The sequence below is a fragment of the Actinoplanes nipponensis genome (assembly GCF_016862275.1).
Classification (GTDB): domain Bacteria; phylum Actinomycetota; class Actinomycetes; order Mycobacteriales; family Micromonosporaceae; genus Actinoplanes; species Actinoplanes nipponensis.
The window spans coordinates 20291-39476 of the sequence record NZ_BOMQ01000014.1 but is presented as its reverse complement, the minus strand read 5'-3'; the positions used below and the strand labels follow the sequence as shown (position 1 = coordinate 39476).

Sequence of the window (19186 nt, the reverse complement as noted above, 5' to 3'; positions counted from 1 at the left end):
CCTGCACCAACGCCCGAGGGTGCGTTCTGGTGACGCCTAAAATCTCACTCATGCATCCGGAGCCCCGCGAAGAGATCCGGGTGGCGTCGTTCCGCGACCTCGACGCCACCACCCTGTACGCGCTCCTCAAGCTGCGCGTCGACGTGTTCGTGGTGGAGCAGAAGTGCCCGTACCCGGAGCTGGACGGGCGCGACGACGAGCCCGGCACCCGCCACGTGTGGCTGGCCCGGGGCGACGAGATCCTCGCCTACCTGCGGATCCTCGACGAGGGCGGCACCGAGCGGATCGGCCGCGTGGTGACCGCGGCGGCGGCGCGCGCGGGCGGCTACGCGAGCCGGCTGATGGCCCACGCGCTGGAGGTCATCGGCAACCGGCCGAGCACGCTGGCGGCGCAGGCCCACCTGACCGGCTTCTACCGGCGGTTCGGCTACGCCGAGGCGGGACCGGGGTACGTGGAGGACGGCATCCCCCACGTACCCATGAGGAGGTCCTAGGGCAGCGCGGCGACCAGCTCGGTGACCGAACGGCGGCGCCCGGTGTAGAACGGCACCTCCTCGCGCACGTGCCGGCGGGCGCTGGAGGCGCGCAGGTCACGCATCAGGTCGACGATGCGGTGCAGCTCGTCGGCCTCGAACGCCAGCATCCACTCGTAGTCGCCGAGGGCGAACGAGGCCACCGTGTTGGCCCGCACGTCCGGATAGCCCCGGGCCATCTTGCCGTGCTCGGCCAGCATGAACCGCCGCTCCTCGTCGGGCAGCAGGTACCACTCGTAGGACCGGACGAACGGGTACACGCAGATGTACGGGCGCGCCTCCTCGCCGGCCAGGAACGCCGGCAGGTGGCTCTTGTTGAACTCGGCCGGGCGGTGCAGCGCCATCTGGGACCAGACCGGCGCCAGGTGCCGGCCCAGCGCGGTCCGGCGGAACAGCCCGTACGCCTCCTGCAGCGCGTCCGGCGACTCCGAGTGCCACCACACCATGACGTCGGCGTCGGCGCGCAGGCCGGCCACGTCGTACGTGCCCCGCACCACGACGTCCTTGCCCAGCAACTGCTCGAACAACGCGTCGACCTCACCCGCCAGGTCCTCGCGCAGCGCCGGCAGCGGCGTCACGACCTTGAAGACCGACCACATGGTGTAGCGGATCGTCGCGTTCAGCTCCTTGACCCGCGCGGCATTGGTCTGCGACTGATCGGTCATTGCTGTGCCTCCTCTGCAATGCCCTTCCGGCCCTCGCACTCACGGCCGTCGGCATCTCTCGCTCGGTGCTGCTCGGTGCAGGCGGTCATTGCTCGTCCAGGTATTTCAGAACATCGTCGGCGGCCCTCTCGCCGCTGGCCACGCAGGCCGGAATGCCCACCCCGTCGTACGCGGCGCCGGCCAGCGCCAGGCCCGGACGGTCGCCGAGCGCGGCCCGGGCCAGGGCCACCCGGTCGAGGTGCCCGGGGGCGTACTGCGGCAGCCCGCCACCCCAGCGTTGCACCCACGACTCCACCGGCGGCGGCAGCTCGCCGCCGAGCAACCGGCCCACCTCGGCGTGCGCGGTCGCGGCGAGGACCTGATCGGGCGGCTGGAGCCGCTGCTCCTCGCCGGCCCGCCCGAGCGACGCCCGGATGATCACCGGACCGCCCTCGCGGCGCAGGTGTGGCCACTTGTGCGTGAAGAACGTGGCCGCCTTGACCAGCGTGCCCTCGCTCGGCGGGACCAGGAACCCGGACAGCTCGGGCAGCGGCGTGCCGGGCGGCAGCGCCAGGGCGACCAGCGCGACGCCGGCATAGTCGAGCGCCTCCACCTCGGCGGCGGCGGACAGGTCCACCCCGGCGAGCATCCGGGCGGCCGGCCGGGCGGGCACGGCCAGCACGACCGCGTCGACGTCGTCGGTCTGCGGCGCCGGGACCGGGCCGAGCAGCAGCCGCCAGCCGTGCGGCGTCCGGGCGATCTCCCGCACCGGCAGCCCGAGGCTGATCCGGGCGCCGGTGGCGGCCGCGGCGGCGGCGACGAGCTGGGTCATGCCGCCGTCGACAGCCCCGAAGACCGGGCGGCCCGGCGCCCGCACGGCGGCGGCCTGGGCGGCCCGGACGGCGCCGGCCAGGGTGTGCTCGGTGCGCGCGGCGTGGGCCAGCGCGGGCATGGTGGTGGCCAGCGAGAGCCGGTCGGCGCGGCCGGCGTACACGCCGCCGAGCATGGGATCGACCAGCCGGTCGGCTATCTCGTCGCCGTAGCGGGCCCGGACCAGCGCGCCCACCGCGACATCGGCGCCCGGCGCCAGCAGCGGGCGGCCCTCGTCGGCGTCGGCGCCAGCGGCCGGCCGCGCGACCGTGCCGAGCGAGCTCAGATCCCCGGGTACGCCGACCAGCGTGCCCTTGGGCACCGGCTCCAGCACCCCGCCGATCGCCAGCGCGGCCGGAATCGCGGCCGGGTGCACGAGCCGGTCGCCCAGCCCCAGCCGGCGCACGAACCGCACCGCCGCGGACTCCCCGCCGTCGGGCCCGCCGACCAGGAAGGACTCGGCGCCGCGCTCGACGGTGGCCCCGGCCAGCTCGCCGGTGCGCAGCTTGCCGCCGAGCCGCCCGGACTGCTCGTAGATGATGATCTCGGTCTCCGCCGGCGCCCGGTCGCGGATCCGCACGGCGGCGGCCAGCCCGGCGACACCCCCGCCGACAACCGCGACCCGCTTCCGCACGCCACCAACATTGTCAGGTCGCGATGCTCCGCGGCCACCGGGGTCGTTCGATGTGACAGGCACGGCAGCCACCCTGGCCGACGCCGGGGCCCGCCGGACAGGGTCCAACGGCCCTCAGCCGCCGTGCACGACCTCGACCAGGCGGGTGAGGACGTCCGGGTCGGTCTCCGGCATCACGCCGTGGCCGAGGTTGAACACGTGACCCGGGGCCGCCGCGCCCTCGGCCAGCACCCGCCGCGCCTCGCGCTCCACGACCTCCCACGGCGCGAACAGCACGGCCGGGTCGAGGTTGCCCTGCACCGCCTTGTCCGCGCCGATCAGCGTCGTCGCTTCGGTCAGCGGGGTACGCCAGTCCACGCCCACCACGTCCGCCCCGGCCTCGCCCATCGCGCGCAGCAGGACCGCCGTGCCGACCCCGAAGTGGATCCGCGGCACCCCCGCGTCGGCCAGCCCGCCGAGCACCCGCGCCGAGTGCGGCAGCACGTAGCGGCGGTAGTCGGCCTCGGAGAGCGCGCCCGCCCACGAGTCGAAGAGCTGGACCGCGCTGACCCCGGCGCCGACCTGGACCCGCAGGAAGGCCAGCGTGATGTCGGCCAGCCGGGACAGCAGCGAGTGCCAGAGGTCCGGGTCTCCGTACATCATGGCCTTGGTTCGCAGGTACGTCCGCGACGGCCCGCCCTCGATCAGGTAGCTGGCCAGGGTGAACGGGGCACCGGCGAAGCCGATCAGCGGTACCGGGCCGAGCTCGGGCACCAGCAGGCGCACCGCCTCGTCGACGTAGCCCACGTCGGCCGGCTCCAGCGCGCGCAGCCGGGCCACGTCGGCGGCCGTACGGACGGGCTCGGCCACCACCGGCCCGGTGCCGGCCACGATGTCCAGGTCGACGCCGGCCGCCGCCAGCGGCACCACGATGTCGCTGAACAGGATCGCGGCGTCGACGCCGTGCCGGCGTACCGGCTGCAGGGTGATCTCGGTGACCAGGTCCGGCCGGCGGCACGATTCCAGCATGCCGACCCCGGCGCGGATCTTGCGGTACTCGGGCAGCGAGCGGCCCGCCTGGCGCATGAACCAGACGGGCGTGTGCGGCACCGGCAGGCCGCGGCACGCCCGGACGAACGCCGAATCGTGGAGAGTCGTGGTCACCCGCGACATCGTGCCACGTGAGTGAGTCGATCCGTGCGGCGCGCCGCGCGGGCCGGTATCGCAGTGATCGGCATAGGCTTCGAGGCATGGGTCCCACGTCCGCCGCACCCGAGGCGTTCACCCGCGCCGTCACCGGGCTGCGGGCCGCCGCGCCGCGCGAGGAGATCCTGCTCGAGGAGATCGCCGCGCCGCAGCGGCTGGCGCCGTGGGGCTTCGCCCTGAGCGCGACCGTGCTGCGCGACGGCGAGGAGGTGGCCAGCGGCCGGCTGATCCTGCTGCACGACCCGGCCGGGCACGACGCCTGGCAGGGCAACCTGCGGCTGGTCACGCTGATCACGGCGGAGCTGGAATCGGACATGGCCGGCGACCCGCTGTTGCCCGCGGTGGCCTGGACCTGGCTCACCGACGGGCTGGAGCAGCACGCGGCGGCGTACACGGCGATCGGCGGCACGATCACGCAGACCACGTCGACCCGCTTCGGCGAGCTGGCCGGCCCGGCCCCGACGGCCGACCTGGAGATCCGCGCGTCCTGGACGCCCACCTCCGACGACCTCGGCGCACACCTGCAGGGCTGGTGCACGATGCTCGCCTCCACGGCCGGCCTGCCCCCGCCGGGCGTGACCGCCCTCGGCAACCGCCAGCGCGCCGGGGCGAACTAGCAGACTTTGAAGGTGTCGCAGGCGACCTTGATCGGCACGGCCAGGCCGATGCCCTCGGCGTCGCGGGCCTTCGCCGTCGCCAGCCCGATCACCTCGTCGGCGCTGTTGACCACCGGCCCGCCGGAGTTGCCGGGATTGATCGGGGCGGAGAACTGGATCGTCGGCCCCTCCGCGTCGTTCGGCCGGTACGCGCTGACCACCCCGGTCGTCACGGTGTCCTCCAGCCCGAGCGGCGCGCCGACCACCACCACCTGCTGACCCGGCTTGACCGTGGCCGGCGCGACGTCCAGTCCGGTGATCTTGCGGTCGGCCCGCAGCAGCGCCAGGTCCTTGCCCTTGCTGACCTTGACGATGGTCGCGGACACCTCGTCCTCGCCGCGTTCCAGGAAGACCTTGCGGGCGCCCGACTTCCAGACCGACTCGACCACGTGGAAGTTGGTCAGCAGGTTGGCCTGGTCCTCGCCGGCCTTGTCGCCGACCGAGAACGCCGTACCGGTGAAGTTGCCGGCCCGGACCCGGAAGACGCTCGGCAGCACCGACGACGAGATCGCCTCGGGGTCGAAGACCGCGGCGAGCTTCTGCTCCAGCCGGTCGGCCCGCTCGGTGAGCTGATCCTGCCGCTGCAGGGCGGCGGTGAGCTGGTCGGCGCTGGTGCCGAGCCGGCTGTCCACCCGGTCCAGCCGCCACGCCTGCCAGCCGGCCACGAGCACCAGCACCAGCACGAGCGCCATCGTGGCCAGCCGGCTGCGGCCGCGGCCGTTGAGCACGGCCGGCTCGGTCGCCGGATCGGCCACCACGGGGTACGCGGCGGCGCCGGCCGGCGAGGGCAGGTAGGGCGTCCCGAACTGGCTCGCCGGGCGCGGATGGCCGAACCGGGGCGCGGGCCGGGGCGCCGTGGCCCACTCGCCCGAGGGGTGGTCGGGCAGGCTCAGCAGCGGGTCCCGCGGCGCCCGGCGCGGGCCCGGCACCCCGAAGGGGTCGTAGGCGGTCGTCATGCGGCGCGGGCCTCCCGGTATCGACGCTCCGACCTCTAGTACGGACGGAACGGGCCCCGCGGACGGGCGCGCGCCGGCTTTCTTGAAACAGCCGCGGACGGCCCGCCGGAAGGCGCCCAGTCGATCGAGACTCGACGCGCCGGGACCCGGCTGCGCACCCGGGGGTCGGTACCCCCGTACGGTTACGGAGTGACCGACGAAGCACCCCTGCGCCGTCGGGACGCGCCGGACCAAGCAGGGGACGGACCGCACGCCGTGCCGCCCGACCCGATGTCTGGCGGTCCCGAGCCCGAACCTGCCCCCGCCTCCGTTCCCCTGACCGCACCCCGCGACGGCACGCCCCGGCCGGTCGAGACCGCCGACGAGCTGGCCGACGTGGTCGCACGGCTGGCCACGGGCTCGGGCCCGGTGGCGGTCGACGCCGAACGCGCGTCCGGCTACCGCTACACCCAGCGGGCCTACCTGGTGCAGCTGCGCCGCGCCGGCGCCGGGACGGTGCTGATCGACCCGATGCCGCTGGACGACCTGCGCACCCTGGACGCGGCGCTGGCCGACACCGAGTGGGTGCTGCACGCCGCCAGCCAGGACCTGGCCTGCCTGGCCGAGATCGGGATGAAGCCGCGCCGGCTGTTCGACACCGAACTGGCCGCCCGGCTGGCCGGTTTCGAGCGGGTCGGGCTGGCCGCCCTGACCGAGCAACTGCTGGGCTACTCGCTGGAGAAGCACCACTCGGCGGCGGACTGGTCGACCCGGCCGCTGCCGGAGTCCTGGCTGACGTACGCGGCCCTGGACGTCGAGCTGCTGACCGACCTGCGCGACCTGCTGGCGGCGGAGCTGGAGCGGCAGGGCAAGTCGGCGTGGGCCGCCGAGGAGTTCGCGGCCCTGGTGGCCAGCGCCGACCGCCCGCCACGGAGCCGCCCCGACCCGTGGCGGCGTACCTCCGGCATCCACCGCGTGCGCGGCGCCCGAGCCCAGTCCCGGGTCCGCGCCCTCTGGTACGCCCGCGACGGCGTGGCGGCCCGCCGCGACTCGGCCCCGGGCCGGGTCCTGCCCGACTCGGCGATCATCGCCGCGGCCGAACTCGACCCGAAGGACGAGCGCACCCTGCTCGGCCTGCCCGGCTTCGGCGGCCGCTCGGTGCGCCGGCTGGCCCGGGTGTGGCTGGACGCCCTGGACGCGGCCCGCGCCCTGCCCGACGACGAACTACCGGTCAACGTGCCGGTGGAGGGTCCCCCGCCCCCGCACCGCTGGGCGGAACGCGACCCGGTCGCGGCGGCCCGCCTGCAGCGCTGCCGCCAGGTGGTGGTCGGTACGGCCGAGGCACACACCCTGCCCCCGGAGAACCTGATCAGCCCGGACTTCATCCGCCGGCTGGCCTGGTCCCCGCCGGAGGAGGTGACGCCCCAGACGGTGGCGGAGACGCTGCTCGGCTTCGGCGCCCGCAGCTGGCAGGTGGGGCTGATCGCCGACGGGATAGCCAAGGTCCTCCCGGAGCCACCCCCGGTGGCCGCGAACCCGCCGGCCCCGGCCGACTGACCAGTTCGCCGCACTCGCAGAGACGCCACCGACTCCGGTGGCGTCTTTGTCTTGTGCCCATGGGCGGGTGAGGGGGTGGTCGAGGAGCGTCCCCCTCGCCCATCCTCTCAAAGGCCTCGAAGCAGCGCGCACCTCGCAAAACGCCCCGTGGTGCTCGCCTGGCGCGGATCTTGTGGCGCGCGGGTGGGGTTCGTGGTGCCGGCGCCCCAAGATTCATCAGCCAGCGATGCCAGGCGCCGCCAGCCCTTCCTCCCCCACTTCCCCTCGCCCCACCACCCCTCGCCCCACCCCACCTCGCCCCACCTCGCCTCGCCCCGCTCGCCTCGCGTGCGGATCTTGAGGCGCGGAGTGGGGTTGGCGGGTGCTGGCGCTCCAAGATTCAGCGAACGGGACTTCGCAGATATGGCGGCCTCGACGACAGCGGCGAAAAACGATAGGAGGGCCAGCCGGAGGGTGAAACCGGCAGGCGAGGACGACGGGTGAGGACGGCGGGGAGCCGGGCGCGACCGGCGGATGCTGTCGTGCGGACACCCACGGGCGCCAGCAACCCAAGCGCTCAACCCACGCGCTGGCCGCGGCCCGCCCTCGTGTGCGGATCTTGTTGCGCACGGACGCTTCCTTCGGGTGCGGCGCTTCAAGATCCAGCAACAAAACGGCTATTGAGGGGTGCGACGGCCCGCGAACGACGTCAGCCCCCCGCACCCAGCCCCGACCCCCAGAATTCGATCTTGATCAGCCGAAAGACCTCCCAACATCCCCACCCCCCAGAAACTGACTTCTCTCTCACATAGCTTCAATGCAGAGGCCGGGTAGGCAACAATGTTACCGGCGAGTAGCATGAAGTCCCCGCCTGCAAGGAGGCTTGTTGTGCCCCGAGTAAGCCGCGAGGTCGTCTTCGTCGACGGCGTCCGCACCCCGTTCGGCAAAGCGGGCGGCATGTATGCCGAGACCCGCGCCGACGACCTGGTGATCCGTTGCATCCGTGAGCTGCTGCGGCGCAACCCGCAGCTGCCGCCCGAGCGGGTGGACGAGGTCGCCATCGCCGCCACCACGCAGATCGGTGACCAGGGCCTGACCATCGGCCGCACCGCTGCGCTGCTGTCCGGGCTGCCCAAGACCGTGCCCGGCTACGCCATCGACCGGATGTGCGCCGGCGCCATGACCGCGGTGACCAACGTCGCCGGCGGCATCGCCATGGGGGCCTACGACGTCGCCATCGCCGGCGGCGTCGAGCACATGGGCCGGCACCCGATGGGCGAGGGCGTCGACCCCAACCCGCGGATCCTGGCCGAGAAGCTGGTCGACCCGTCCGCGCTGGTGATGGGGGCCACGGCCGAGAACCTGCACGACCGGCTGCCGCAGATCACCAAGGAGCGGGTCGACGCGTTCGGGCTCGCCTCGCAGGAGAAGACCGCCAAGGCGTACGCGAACGGCAAGCTGCAGCCCGATCTCGTTCCCGTCGCCGTGCGCGACGCCGAGCAGGGCTGGGGCCTGGCCACCGTCGACGAGGCGCCCCGCGAGACGTCGATGGAGAAGCTGGCCACGCTCAAGACCCCGTTCCGCCCGCACGGCAAGGTCACCGCGGGCAACGCGGCCGGCCTCAACGACGGCGCGACCGCGGCCCTGCTGGCCGACGAGGAGACCGCCCGCGAGCTGGGCCTGCCGGTCGCCATGCGGATGGTCTCGTACGGCTTCGTCGGGGTCGAGCCCGAGATCATGGGGTACGGCCCCATCCCGTCGACCGAGAAGGCGCTGCGCCTGGCCGGCCTGACCATCGACGACATCGGCCTGTTCGAGCTGAACGAGGCCTTCGCCGTGCAGGTGCTGGCGTTCCTCGACCACTACGGCATCGCCGACGACGACCCGCGGGTCAACCCGTGGGGCGGCGCGATCGCGATCGGCCACCCGCTGGCGAGCTCCGGCGTACGGCTGATGACGCAGCTGGCCCGGCACTTCGCCGAGCACCCCGAGGTGCGGTACGGCATCAACGCCATGTGCATCGGCATCGGCATGGGCGGCACTGTGATCTGGGAGAACCCCCACTGGGAAGGTGCGGACAAGTGACCACGGCATTGCCTGAGTACCCCAACGAGGTCGTCACCCAGGCGCTCCTGCGCCTGGTGAAGGTGCCCGGGCTGGACAAGCCCGCCGCGCTGATCACCCTCGACAACGGCCTGGACTACAAGAAGCCGAACAGCTTCGGCCCGGCCGGCCTGGCGTCGCTCGACGAGGCCATCACCAGGGCCACCGAGGCCGGCCCCGCGTTCATCGCGCTGACCGGCAAGCCGTACATCTTCTGCGTCGGCGCCGACATCACCGGCATGCCGTTCATCACCCAGCGGGAGCAGGCCGTCGCCCTCGGCGAGCTGGGTCACCGGGTGTTCGCCCGGCTCAAGAGTTCGACCATCCCGACCTTCGCGTTCATCAACGGCGCGGCGCTCGGCGGCGGCCTCGAGGTCTCCCTGCACTGCCACTACCGCACGGTGTCGACCGGCGCCGCGGCCCTGGGCCTGCCCGAGGTGGCCATCGGCCTGATCCCCGGCTGGGGCGGCAGCCAGCTGCTGCCCAACCTGATCGGGGTGGCCGGCGCGGCGCAGGTCATCCTGCAGAACCCGCTGACCCAGAAGGTGCTCCGGCCGAAGCAGGCCCGCGAGATGGGCGTCGCCGACGAGCTGTTCGAGGCGGCCGACTTCCTGGAGCGCTCCCTCGAGTGGGCCGCCGGGGTCGTCAAGGGCGACGTGACGGTGCAGCGTCCCGAGGTCGACAAGGACATGTGGGACGGCGTGCTCTTCTTCGCCAAGCAGCAGCTCGACGAGCGGCTGCACGGCGCGGTGCCGTCGGCCAACAAGGCCCTCGAACTGCTCGCGCTGGCGAAGGACGCATCCTTCGAGGACGGTACGGCCGCCGAGACCGAGGCGCTCGCCGACCTGATCATGGGCGACGAGTCCCGGGCCAGCCTGTACGCGTTCGACCTGGTGCAGCGGCGGGCCAAGCGTCCGGTGGGCGTGCCGGACCGGTCGCTGGCCCGCAAGGTCACCAAGGTCGGCATCGTCGGCGCCGGCCTGATGGCCTCGCAGCTGGCGCTGCTGTTCGCCCGCCGGCTGCAGGTGCCGGTGGTCATGACCGACCTGGACCAGACCCGGGTCGACAAGGGCGTGGACTACGTCCGCGGCCAGATCGACAAGATGGTCGGCAAGGGCCGGATGGACGAGGGCACCGCGGCCAAGCTGCGCGGCCTGGTCAGCGGCTCGGTCGACAAGTCCGTGTTCGCCGACGCCGACTTCGTGATCGAGGCGGTCTTCGAGAACCTCGACCTCAAGAAGCAGATCTGGGCCGAGCTGGAGAAGATCGTCGGACCCGAGGCGATCCTGGCGACCAACACGTCCTCGCTGTCGGTGACCGAGATGGCCGCCGACCTCGAGCACCCCGAGCGGGTCGTCGGCTTCCACTTCTTCAACCCGGTCGCCGTGCTGCCGCTGCTCGAGATCATCAAGGGCGAGCGGACCGACGACGCGGCGCTGGCCACGGCGTTCGCGGTGGGCAAGGAGCTGCGCAAGTCGTCGGTGCTGGTCAAGGACGCTCCGGCGTTCGTGGTCAACCGGCTGCTGACCCGCTTCACCAGCGAGGTGTTCCACGCGATCGACGCCGGCACGCCGCTGTCGGTCGTGGACACGGCGCTGGACCCGCTGGGCCTGCCGATGCGCCCGATCGCGCTGCTCCAGCTGGTCGGTCCCGCGGTGGCCCTGCACGTGGGCGAGACGCTGCACCGGGCGTTCCCGGACCGCTTCGGCGACAGCCCCAACCTCCGCAAGATCGTCGACGCCGGCCTGCCCCTGATGGTCGACGACGAGATCAACCCCGAGGTGGTCGCGCTGGTCGAGGGCGGTTCCGCCCCGCTGACCGCCGACGAGGTACGCCAGCACGCGCTCGACGCGCTGGCCCAGGAGATCCGGCTGATGCTGGACGAGGGCGTCGTCGCCGAGGCGCAGGACATCGACCTGTGCATGATCCTGGGCGCCGGATGGCCGTTCCATCTGGGCGGCGTGACGCCGTACCTGGACCGCAGTGGCACCTCGGAGCGCGTCACCGGCCAGCGCTTCCTGCCGCGCGGGGTGGCCGGCCTGCCCGCCTGATCCCCGTTCCGGGCCGACGTCCCCGTGCCGCACCTGGGCGCGGGGACGTCGGCGCGCCGGGGCCGGCGAGGCCACACTGACGGGTACGCGACGCCGCGCCCGGTCCGGGGTCGGTAGGCTCCGGCGGCTGACCTCATTAGTTCTGGAGTTCCCATGTCACAGCCGCCGTATCAGCCCAACCCCGGTGAGCCCGGTCCCGAGGGTGGCTACCAGCCGCCGGCGGCACCCGGCTCGTACCCGCCGCCCGGCCAGGGTTCCTACCCGCCGCCCGGCCAGGGCTCGTACCCGCCGCCCGGCCAGGGCTCGTACCCGCCGCCCGATCAGGGCTCGTACCCGCCGCCCGGCCAGGGGTCGTACCCGCCGCCCGGCCAGGGCGCCTACCCGCCGGGCGCCGACCCGAACGCCTACCCGCCGCCCAACGCCGGGTTCCCGGGCCAGGGCGCCCCGCAGTACGGCACGGTCCAGCCGCCGAAGAAGAAGTCGTCGGCCCTGAAGATCGTGCTGATCGTCGTCGGCGTGGTGGCCCTGCTCTGCGTGGCCGGCAGCGTCGTCGCCTTCGTCGCGGCCAAGGACAAGGTGGAGCAGGTCGTCGACGCGACCAAGATCACCGTGGTCGAGCCGGCGACGCTGGGCGGCCGCCCGAAGGCGAGCGACCCGACGCTGCAGAGCAGCATCTCCGGCCTGGACGGCATCATGTCCAACATGCCGGGGGCCACCGGCTCGGTCGGCGGCATCTACGGCGACCTGCAGAAGCAGGACGTCGTCATGGTGGCCGCGGCGTCCTCGATCAACGGTTCCGCGCAGGACCGCTTCGACGCCATGACGCAGGGTCTGGGCGGTTCGGGCGGCATGAAGGTCGACGACTTCACCGACACCGAGCCGGGCCCGCTGGGCGGCATCGCCAAGTGCGGCGAGACCAACTCCGCGGGCGTCCCGATGGCGATCTGCGTCTGGTCCGACAACGGCAGCTCCGGCATGCTGCTGATGATGTTCAAGCAGAAGGCGGACCTCGAGAAGGAGTTCGTCACGCTGCGCGGCGAGATCGAGAAGAAGGCCTGAGCCGATCGGTGAGTCCCGCCGCCCCGGGGGTCCGGGGCGGCGGGGCCCGGCTGACCGGCCGGTCGTCAGCAAGATCGCAGCACGCCTGTGACCATCGGCCGCCCGGCGGCGGCTAGGCTCCCCGGTGCTGTAGCCCGAGCGATGGAGCGTTGATGTCGCAGCCACCCCACCAGCCCTACCCGGGCCAGCCCAACCCCGACGTGCCCTCCTCGGTGCCGCCGCAGCCGGGCTATCCCCCGCAGCCGCCGTACCCGCAGCCGGAGTACGCCCCACCCGGCTACCCGCAGACGGGATACCAGCCGACCGGGTACCAGCAGCCCGGCAGCCCGCAGGGCGGCTACGCCCAGCCCGGCTACGCCCAGCCGGGCTACCCGCAGCAGGGCCCGCCGATGCCGGGCTACCCGCCGGCGCCCCGGAAGTCACGGGCGCTGCCGATCACCCTCGTCTCGATCGCCCTGGTGCTGGTCCTGTGCGGCGGCGGCGGCACCGCGATCTACCTGGCCGGGCGCAACACCGCCGAGGGGATCGCCGACGTCATCGCCTCGGCGGCGCCGACCCAGCCGACCCGGCCGACCCAACCGGCCGAGCCGACCGAGACCGCGACGACCGCGCCGCCGGCCAGGATCACCATCGTGGAGCCCAGGACGCTGGGCGGCCGGCCCAAGGTGAAGGACAAGAAGTTCGCCGCCTCCGCCGAGCAGCTCGAGAGGAGCCTGGCCCTGGTGCCCGGGGCCACCCAGACGGTCGGCGCGCTCTACGGCACCCCGTCGAAGCGGGACCTGGTCGTGGTCGTGGCGGCCCGCTCCTATGTCGGCAACCCCAAGCGGGAGCTCGACAACGCCTTCACCGGCCCGGGCATGGACGAGTTGAAGCTGGTCGGGATCAGCAGCATCCCGGCGGGCCCGCTCGGCGGCGTGGCCAAGTGCGCGAAGGGCAACGCCGGCGGCGCGCCCGTGTCGATGTGCGCGTGGGCGGACGAGGGCAGCTCCGGCTGGGTGTTCTGGTACTTCACGTCGCTGAGCAAGGCCAAGGCCGAATTCGTGAAGCTCCGTGGGCAGGTCGAGAAGAAGTCAAACTGACACGCCGTCCGCCTCCGTCACACGTTCGCATCGCTCTCGACACGAACGTGACGCGGTCTCGGCGGTGGCGGCCACCGATGCCGTACCGAAACATCGAAGCGACAGGATGATCGGCCGGGTCCCGTCCGGGGCCCGGCTCTCGTTTCGACAATCTCGGAGGAGCGTCCGGTGGTACTCCCGCAACTTCGCCGCGTCCGCTGGGCCGTGCGATCGACCCTGGTCCTGGGCGTCGCGGCCTCCGTGGTCGCGAACGTGCTGCACGCCCTGGACAACCCGATCAGCCAGGCGATCGCCGCCTGGCCCCCGCTGGCCCTGCTGCTGACCGTCGAGCTGATCTCCCGGGTCCCGGTCCACCGGCGTTCCCTGGCCTTCGCCCGGCTGCTCGCCACGGCCACCATCGCGGGCATCGCCGCCTGGGTCTCCTACTGGCACATGGTCGGGGTCGCGGCCCGCTACGGCGAGACCGGCGCCTCGCCGTACCTGCTCCCACTGTCGGTGGACGGCCTGATCGTGGTGGCCAGCATCTGCCTGGTCGAACTGGCCGGCCGGATCACCGCCCTGGAGAACGAGGCAGCCGAGGGTGCGCCGGCGCGGGCGGCCGAGGCGACACCGGCCACGACCGTCGCGCCGGCCGGCGGCCACGACGACGCCGGCGTGCCCGGTCTCATCCCGGTGCCGTCGAGCGCCACCGTGCGCCGGGGGCCGACCACGTCGGCCGCGCTGGCCGAGGTGGCGGCGGCGCTGCCCCGCAAGACCCTGCCGAGGACCCGCGGCGCCGAGGTCTCCGCCTTCGCCCCGACCCTGACCCGCCAGGGCCGGGTCACGGCGTCGACCCGAACGACGGCGACGTCCGCGAAGCCCGGGCCCGGCAAGCCCAGGGCCGGCACGCCCGGTGCCACCACGCCCGGGGCCACCAAGCCCGGTGCCACCACGCCTGGTGCCACCACGCCCGGGACCGCCAAGCCCGGGGCCACCAAGCCGGGCGCCGCCAAGCGTGGCGCCCCGGCCGACGCCAAGCCGCCGGCAAAAGCCCGGCGGACCCCGGCGGAGACCCTGGACGCGGCCGCGAAGATCAAGGCGGCCGACCCGGACATCACCGAGGCCGACCTGGCGGCGCGGCTGGGCATCAGCGCCTCCCGCTGGCGCACGATCCGCCGCCAGGCGGACCGGGAGGACCTCCGCCTCGCCGCCTGAGCCGGGCCGGGCCACCATCACCCCGGTGCGACGCCGAGACCCTTGGCCCGCGGCACGGTGGCGGTCGCGGCCACCACCGGGGTGGTCTCGGCCGCCGGCAACCGTACGGTCACCTCGAGCCCCCCGCCCGGCTGAGCCACCGCGGACACCGTCCCGCCGTGGGCGTCACAGACGGCCCGCACGATCGACAGCCCCAGCCCGGACCCCCGGGACCCGGTCCGCTCCCAGCCACCCCGCCGGAACGGCTCGAACAGCCCCGGCACGTCCCCCGGGTCCACCTCGTAGCCGGTGTTGCCCACCACCAGCCGGGCGTGCCCGTCGGCGTTCTCCGTCCGCAGCCAGAGCTTGCCCATCAGGTGGTTGTAGCGGATCGCGTTCTCGATGAGGTTGCCGGCGAGCCGGTCCAGCAGGCTCGGGTCGCCCACCACCGGCGCCGCCTGCAGGTCCGTGGTCACGTCGAGCTTCATCCGTTCCGCCTCGGCCCGGACCGCCGACAGCGCGTTGTAGACGCTCGTCGCCAGGTCCGCCGGCACCTTGCGGACCAGCCGGCGGCCGGACTGGGCCTCGCTGCGGGCCAGCACCAGCAGCGCGTCCACCAGTCCGTTGGCCCGCTCGGAGGCATTGCGGACCACCTTGGCCATCCGGCGGTACTCGGCCACGTCGGCCTCGTCGTCGCTCAGCGTCACGTCGATCTCGGTCCGCATGACCGCCAGCGGGGTCCGCAGCTCGTGGGAGGCGTTGGCCACGAAGCGCTTCTGCGACTCGAACGCGCCGGCCAGCCGGTCCAGCATCGCGTCGAAGGTGCGGGCCAGCTCCGCCACCTCGTCGTCCGCGCCGGAGTAGCGGATGCGCTGGTCGAGCGTCTCCTCGCCGAGGCGCTGGGCGGTCGCCGTCACGAAGTGCAGCGGGCGCAGGGCGCGGCCGGCCACCGCGTACGCGCCCGCGATGCCGATGATGCCGATGGCGAAGAGCGCGATCAGGCCCTTGACCAGCAGTTCCCGGGAGGCGCGTTCGACCAGCTGGGTCTGCCAGAGCAGCGCGTCGAGGCGTTCGCCGTTGTCGAGTACCACCTGGGTGCCGGGCTGCAGCTTGTCCGACGGGTGCAGCGCGTCGCCGACCAGCAGCCAGGCCAGCAGCACCAGGATGGCGCCGGCCCCGACCAGCAGGATGCCGTTGAGCAGGGTGAGGCGCAGGCGCAGGGTGGGCCGCATCCGCATCCTGTCCCGCCGGCCGGCGTAGACCGTCATACCGCGCCGCCGGCGGGCAGGACCACGACCGGCTCGGGCACCCGGTAGCCCGCGCCGACCACCGTCTCGATCAGCGGCGGGTCGCCCACCTTCTTGCGCAGGGTCATCACGGTGACCCGGACCGTGGTGGTGAACGGGTCGGTGTTGGCGTCCCAGACGCGTTCGAGCAGCTCCTCGCTGGAGACCACCCCGCCGCGGGCCTTGAGCAGCTCCTCCAGGACGCCGAACTCCTTGTTGGTCAGGTCGATCGGGACGCCGCCGCGGGTGACCACCCGGCGGGCCTGGTCGAGGATCAGGTCGCCGACGGTCAGCACCGGCGGCGCGGCCGGGGTGGCGCGCCGGCCGAGGGCCTGGACCCGGGCCACCAGCTCCTCGAAGGCGAACGGCTTGGGCAGGTAGTCGTCGGCGCCGAGCTGGAGTCCCTCGACCCGGTCGGCCACGGTGACGCTGGCGGTGAGCATCAGCACCCGGGTCAGCGCGCCGGAGGCGACCAGGGCCGCGCAGATCTCGTCGCCGTGCATGCCGGGCAGGTCCCGGTCCAGCACCACCACGTCGTAGCGGGTCACGTAGGCCATCTCGTGCCCGGTCAGACCGTCGTAGGCGACGTCGACCGCCATCCCCTTGCGGCGCAGCCCCCGGGCGATCGCGTCACAGAGGTTCCGCTCGTCTTCCACCACCAGCACGCGCACCCGGGGTCCTCCGCAATCCAGTCAGTTCACCGCACAGCCTGGCCGACACCGCGTGAAGAGGCCGTAAATGCAGGCTACCGGTCGGTTACGACTTGGTCAGGGGCCAGATCGCGACGGTGGCGTCGATGCGGCGGCAGACCAGCACGTCGGTGGTCGACTGGCAGTCGCCGGAGACCGCGGTGGCGGCGCCGAGCACCCGTACGGCCAGCCGCACCGGGTCGAGCAGCGCGTAGAACACCACGTCGTCGCCGATGCGCTGGCGCAGGCCGACCACCGTCCCGTCGGGGCGCGGCGGACCGGCCGACCGCCAGGCCCCGAAGTCGCCGTGCACGACGCCGGTGCGCGGCTCCACCACCGCCATCGGATACCGCCCCTCCAGCCCCTCGTCGCCGCTGACCAGCAGGTACGGCCCGGCCTCGGCGGCCGCGGTCCAGCGCCGCGCCGCCCAGCGCACCTGCCCGGTGCCGGGGTCGAGCACCTGCACACCGCCGCGGAAGCCGAAGACGCAGATGGCGTCGACGCAGTCCTGGGCCCAGTGGCCGGACAGCTCGACGGCGCTGTGCCAGCGCGGCCTCAGCCCGGCGAGCGTGTACGCGGTGATCCCGCCCAGCCCGCCGATCAGCACCAGGTCGCCGGTGGGCCAGACGGTGATGCCCCGCCGCGACCAGCCCGGCGCCGCGGCGACGTCGCCCTGGGAGACCAGCGCCCCGCTGGCGGTGTCCCGGATCTCGACGTGGCCGGCCGTGGTGGCCGTGATCAGCCGCCGGGGGAAGCCGTCGGTGACGTCCGCCGGGGTGGTGTACCCCTGGGTCGGCTGCTGGAAGGACCACCGGGTGCGCCCGGTGGCCAGGTCGACGCCGTACCAGTGCAGGTCGCCGAACTGCGGGCTGTTCTCCCGCAGCAGGACCACGCCGTCGGGCGGCGAGACGCCGAGCAGCCGGGCCGGGGCCCGCCAGAGGGCCCGGTCGGTGCCGGCGGCGAGGGCGACCGTCGCCTCGGCGCCGACGGTGTCGACCTGGTACGAGACCAGCACCGTCGCGCCCACCGAGGTGACCTTGAAGACCGCCCCGGTGACCGCGACCGTGGTCCGCGACAGCAGCTCGCCGCCCGGCAGCGCGTACATGCTGACGATCTTGTGCTGGACGGCCGCGTCGGGCCGCCCGGAGTCGGCGCCGACGACGTAGAGGCGGTCCTGCTCGACGAACATGTTGTCGCCCAGCCGGGCGGGCACGATGACCGGCTGGGCCGGCGGTGACTGGGCCACCGCGCCGCCCAGGGCGACCACCAGGAGCGCGGACGCGGCGGCCAGCGCGGCACGGAAGCGGTGCGGCCGGTCGCGGGGCGCCGCCGGGTCGACCGGCAGGCGGCCGTGCTGCTCACCGAGGTCGATCAGGACGTCGCCCACGCCGCCATTGTGCGCCCGGCGGCTGGTGATCGCGGATCTCAGGCCCGGTACGCCCACATCTCGACCACGTCGCCCATCCGGCAGGCCACCAGGGCGGGGACCGCCTGGCACTGCACCGTCACGCCGGGCAGCCGGCCGAGCGGCTGGACCGCGGCGGCGCCCCGCTTCAGCAGCCCGAAGACGGTGGTGCGGTCTTCGTCCACGCTGCTCACCAGGTACGCCTGCCCGCCCTGCACCGGATACTGGAAGCGCCACCGGCTCAGATCGACCCGGGGCCGGCCGGTCGCGGCGTCCGCGGTCCGCAGCGGGGTGCTCAGCCCCCGCACCTCCAGCACCTCGTCGGGGCCGAACGCGAACACGTCGGTGCCGGCGACCCGCCAGCGCACGGCGCCGGTACGCGGGTCCAGCACGAGCAGCTCATCGCTGGTGACGGCGCAGGTCAGCCCCGAGCAGACGCTGGCGTTGCCGGACGGGTCCGGCTGGTTCTGCCGCCACAGCTCGTCGAGCGTGTCCAGGGCGTAGGCGACGACCGGCCCGCCGGTGCCGAACGAGCCGTAGTGCACCAGCACCGTCTCGCCCACCACCTCGCCCTGTTCGGCCTGCACGCCGTCGACCCGGGGCACCGGCCGCTGCCGCAGCACCGCCCCGGTGATCGGGGAGAGCAGGGTCAGCTTGTCCGAGGTGAGCACGACGACGGCGTTGCCCGGGGCGCCCGTCCAGGCGGTGAAGACCGAGCCGGGGAAGCTCAGCGACCACCGTCGCGCACCGGTGGCCAGGTCGAGGCCGCGCAGCTCCGTACGCTGCGCCGGCTCGGTGTGCAGGGCCGCGCTGGAGGTGCCGTAGAGCTGGCCGGGGTCGCCGGACTCCGGGTCGTACTCCGTGCCCGGGCGGAAGATCTCCTCCTCGACGTACGCGACGGTGTCGCTCACCGGCTGCACGGGGACGGGCGAGGTCCACCGGAGGGCCCCGGTGTGCGCGTCCAGCACGCTGACGTTGCGCCCCGACCGCACCACGGCGTAGTCGGCCGTCGCCTCGGCCACGAAGAAGGGGTCGTCGCCCGAGCCGGCCGGATGGCTCCAGAGCCGCCGGACCGGCTCGGCCTGCCAGGCGGTGAGCAGGCGCGGCTCGGCCTCCAGGTCCATCGTGTAGAGGACGCCGCCGATGAGCTGGAAGTCACCACCGGTGGCGAAGGGCACCTCCCCGACGCGCTGGAAGAGGACCGACGCGGCCGGGTCGGCCCCGCCGAGCGCGAGCAGGAGGAGCAGCGCCAGGGCCAGGCCGACCCGGCGGTAGTAGTAGGCGGGCGGCGGCGCGGTCGCGGCGGGCGGAGCCGGCGTCTCCGGGCTCAGCTCGATCAGCGCCACGC

Annotated in this window: 16 protein-coding genes; 8 read left to right on the top strand and 8 right to left on the bottom strand. The window is 73.8% G+C overall.

Features of this window, described 5'->3' with window-relative positions; genetic code table 11:
* The first annotated feature begins 50 nt into the window (after positions 1-50).
* Positions 51-494, top strand: a complete 444-nt coding sequence (locus tag Ani05nite_RS05455; protein ID WP_203765699.1) for a GNAT family N-acetyltransferase — start codon at positions 51-53, stop codon at positions 492-494.
* Here the strand turns inward: Ani05nite_RS05455 and hemQ are convergent.
* The 3 genes from hemQ to hemE form a co-directional block, all read right to left on the bottom strand.
* Entirely contained in the window at positions 491-1198 is a 708-nt protein-coding gene (gene hemQ, locus Ani05nite_RS05450) for a hydrogen peroxide-dependent heme synthase (protein WP_203765698.1), read from the bottom strand. The two genes, Ani05nite_RS05455 and hemQ, sit on opposite strands and share 4 nt — an antisense overlap.
* Before the next feature lie 85 nt (positions 1199-1283).
* A complete protein-coding gene (gene hemG / locus Ani05nite_RS05445; RefSeq protein WP_203765697.1) occupies positions 1284-2681 on the bottom strand; it encodes a protoporphyrinogen oxidase in 1398 nt (465 codons plus the stop codon).
* A 114-nt stretch (positions 2682-2795) separates the two neighbouring features.
* A complete protein-coding gene (gene hemE / locus Ani05nite_RS05440; RefSeq protein ID WP_307836690.1) occupies positions 2796-3824 on the bottom strand; it encodes a uroporphyrinogen decarboxylase in 1029 nt (342 codons plus the stop codon).
* Positions 3825-3910: 86 nt separating this feature from the next.
* On the opposite strand from hemE, the gene Ani05nite_RS05435 reads away from it, so the two are divergent.
* Positions 3911-4483, top strand: a complete 573-nt coding sequence (locus Ani05nite_RS05435) for a DUF3000 domain-containing protein (protein ID WP_203765695.1) — start codon at positions 3911-3913, stop codon at positions 4481-4483.
* Here the strand turns inward: Ani05nite_RS05435 and Ani05nite_RS05430 are convergent.
* Positions 4480-5478 (bottom strand): S1C family serine protease, encoded by a 999-nt coding sequence (locus Ani05nite_RS05430; RefSeq protein ID WP_203765693.1) that lies wholly within the window; start codon positions 5476-5478, stop codon positions 4480-4482. The genes Ani05nite_RS05435 and Ani05nite_RS05430 overlap by 4 nt on opposite strands.
* A gap of 189 nt (positions 5479-5667) precedes the next feature.
* On the opposite strand from Ani05nite_RS05430, the gene Ani05nite_RS05425 reads away from it, so the two are divergent.
* The 6 genes from Ani05nite_RS05425 (at position 5668) to Ani05nite_RS40835 (ending at position 14479) form a co-directional block, all read left to right on the top strand.
* Positions 5668-7014 (top strand): ribonuclease D, encoded by a 1347-nt coding sequence (locus tag Ani05nite_RS05425; protein WP_203765691.1) that lies wholly within the window; start codon positions 5668-5670, stop codon positions 7012-7014.
* Between the two features lie 867 nt (positions 7015-7881).
* Positions 7882-9078 carry a thiolase family protein gene (locus tag Ani05nite_RS05420; RefSeq protein WP_203765689.1) on the top strand — a complete coding sequence of 399 codons (1197 nt, stop codon included), beginning with the start codon at positions 7882-7884 and terminating at the stop codon, positions 9076-9078.
* A gap of 8 nt (positions 9079-9086) precedes the next feature.
* Positions 9087-11147 (top strand): 3-hydroxyacyl-CoA dehydrogenase NAD-binding domain-containing protein, encoded by a 2061-nt coding sequence (locus Ani05nite_RS05415; RefSeq protein ID WP_203765738.1) that lies wholly within the window; start codon positions 9087-9089, stop codon positions 11145-11147.
* Positions 11148-11300: 153 nt separating this feature from the next.
* A complete protein-coding gene (locus Ani05nite_RS05410) occupies positions 11301-12206 on the top strand; it encodes a hypothetical protein (RefSeq protein ID WP_203765687.1) in 906 nt (301 codons plus the stop codon).
* A 152-nt stretch (positions 12207-12358) separates the two neighbouring features.
* Positions 12359-13285 (top strand): hypothetical protein, encoded by a 927-nt coding sequence (locus Ani05nite_RS05405; protein WP_203765685.1) that lies wholly within the window; start codon positions 12359-12361, stop codon positions 13283-13285.
* A gap of 204 nt (positions 13286-13489) precedes the next feature.
* A complete protein-coding gene (locus Ani05nite_RS40835) occupies positions 13490-14479 on the top strand; it encodes a DUF2637 domain-containing protein (RefSeq protein WP_377881934.1) in 990 nt (329 codons plus the stop codon).
* Positions 14480-14496: 17 nt separating this feature from the next.
* Here the strand turns inward: Ani05nite_RS40835 and Ani05nite_RS05390 are convergent, their stop codons facing one another.
* From Ani05nite_RS05390 to Ani05nite_RS05375, 4 genes are all read right to left on the bottom strand, one after another.
* Positions 14497-15726 (bottom strand): sensor histidine kinase, encoded by a 1230-nt coding sequence (locus Ani05nite_RS05390; RefSeq protein WP_203765683.1) that lies wholly within the window; start codon positions 15724-15726, stop codon positions 14497-14499.
* Complete coding sequence (locus Ani05nite_RS05385; protein WP_203765681.1) at positions 15723-16415, bottom strand: response regulator transcription factor; 693 nt, start codon at positions 16413-16415, stop codon at positions 15723-15725. Before Ani05nite_RS05385 ends, Ani05nite_RS05390 begins: the two co-directional genes overlap by 4 nt.
* 85 nt (positions 16416-16500) lie before the next feature.
* On the bottom strand, positions 16501-17820 hold the full coding sequence (locus tag Ani05nite_RS05380; RefSeq protein WP_203765679.1) for a PQQ-binding-like beta-propeller repeat protein: 1320 nt from the start codon (positions 17818-17820) through the stop codon (positions 16501-16503).
* Between the two features lie 38 nt (positions 17821-17858).
* Entirely contained in the window at positions 17859-19184 is a 1326-nt protein-coding gene (locus Ani05nite_RS05375) for an outer membrane protein assembly factor BamB family protein (RefSeq protein ID WP_203765677.1), read from the bottom strand.
* Positions 19185-19186 lie beyond the last annotated feature (2 nt).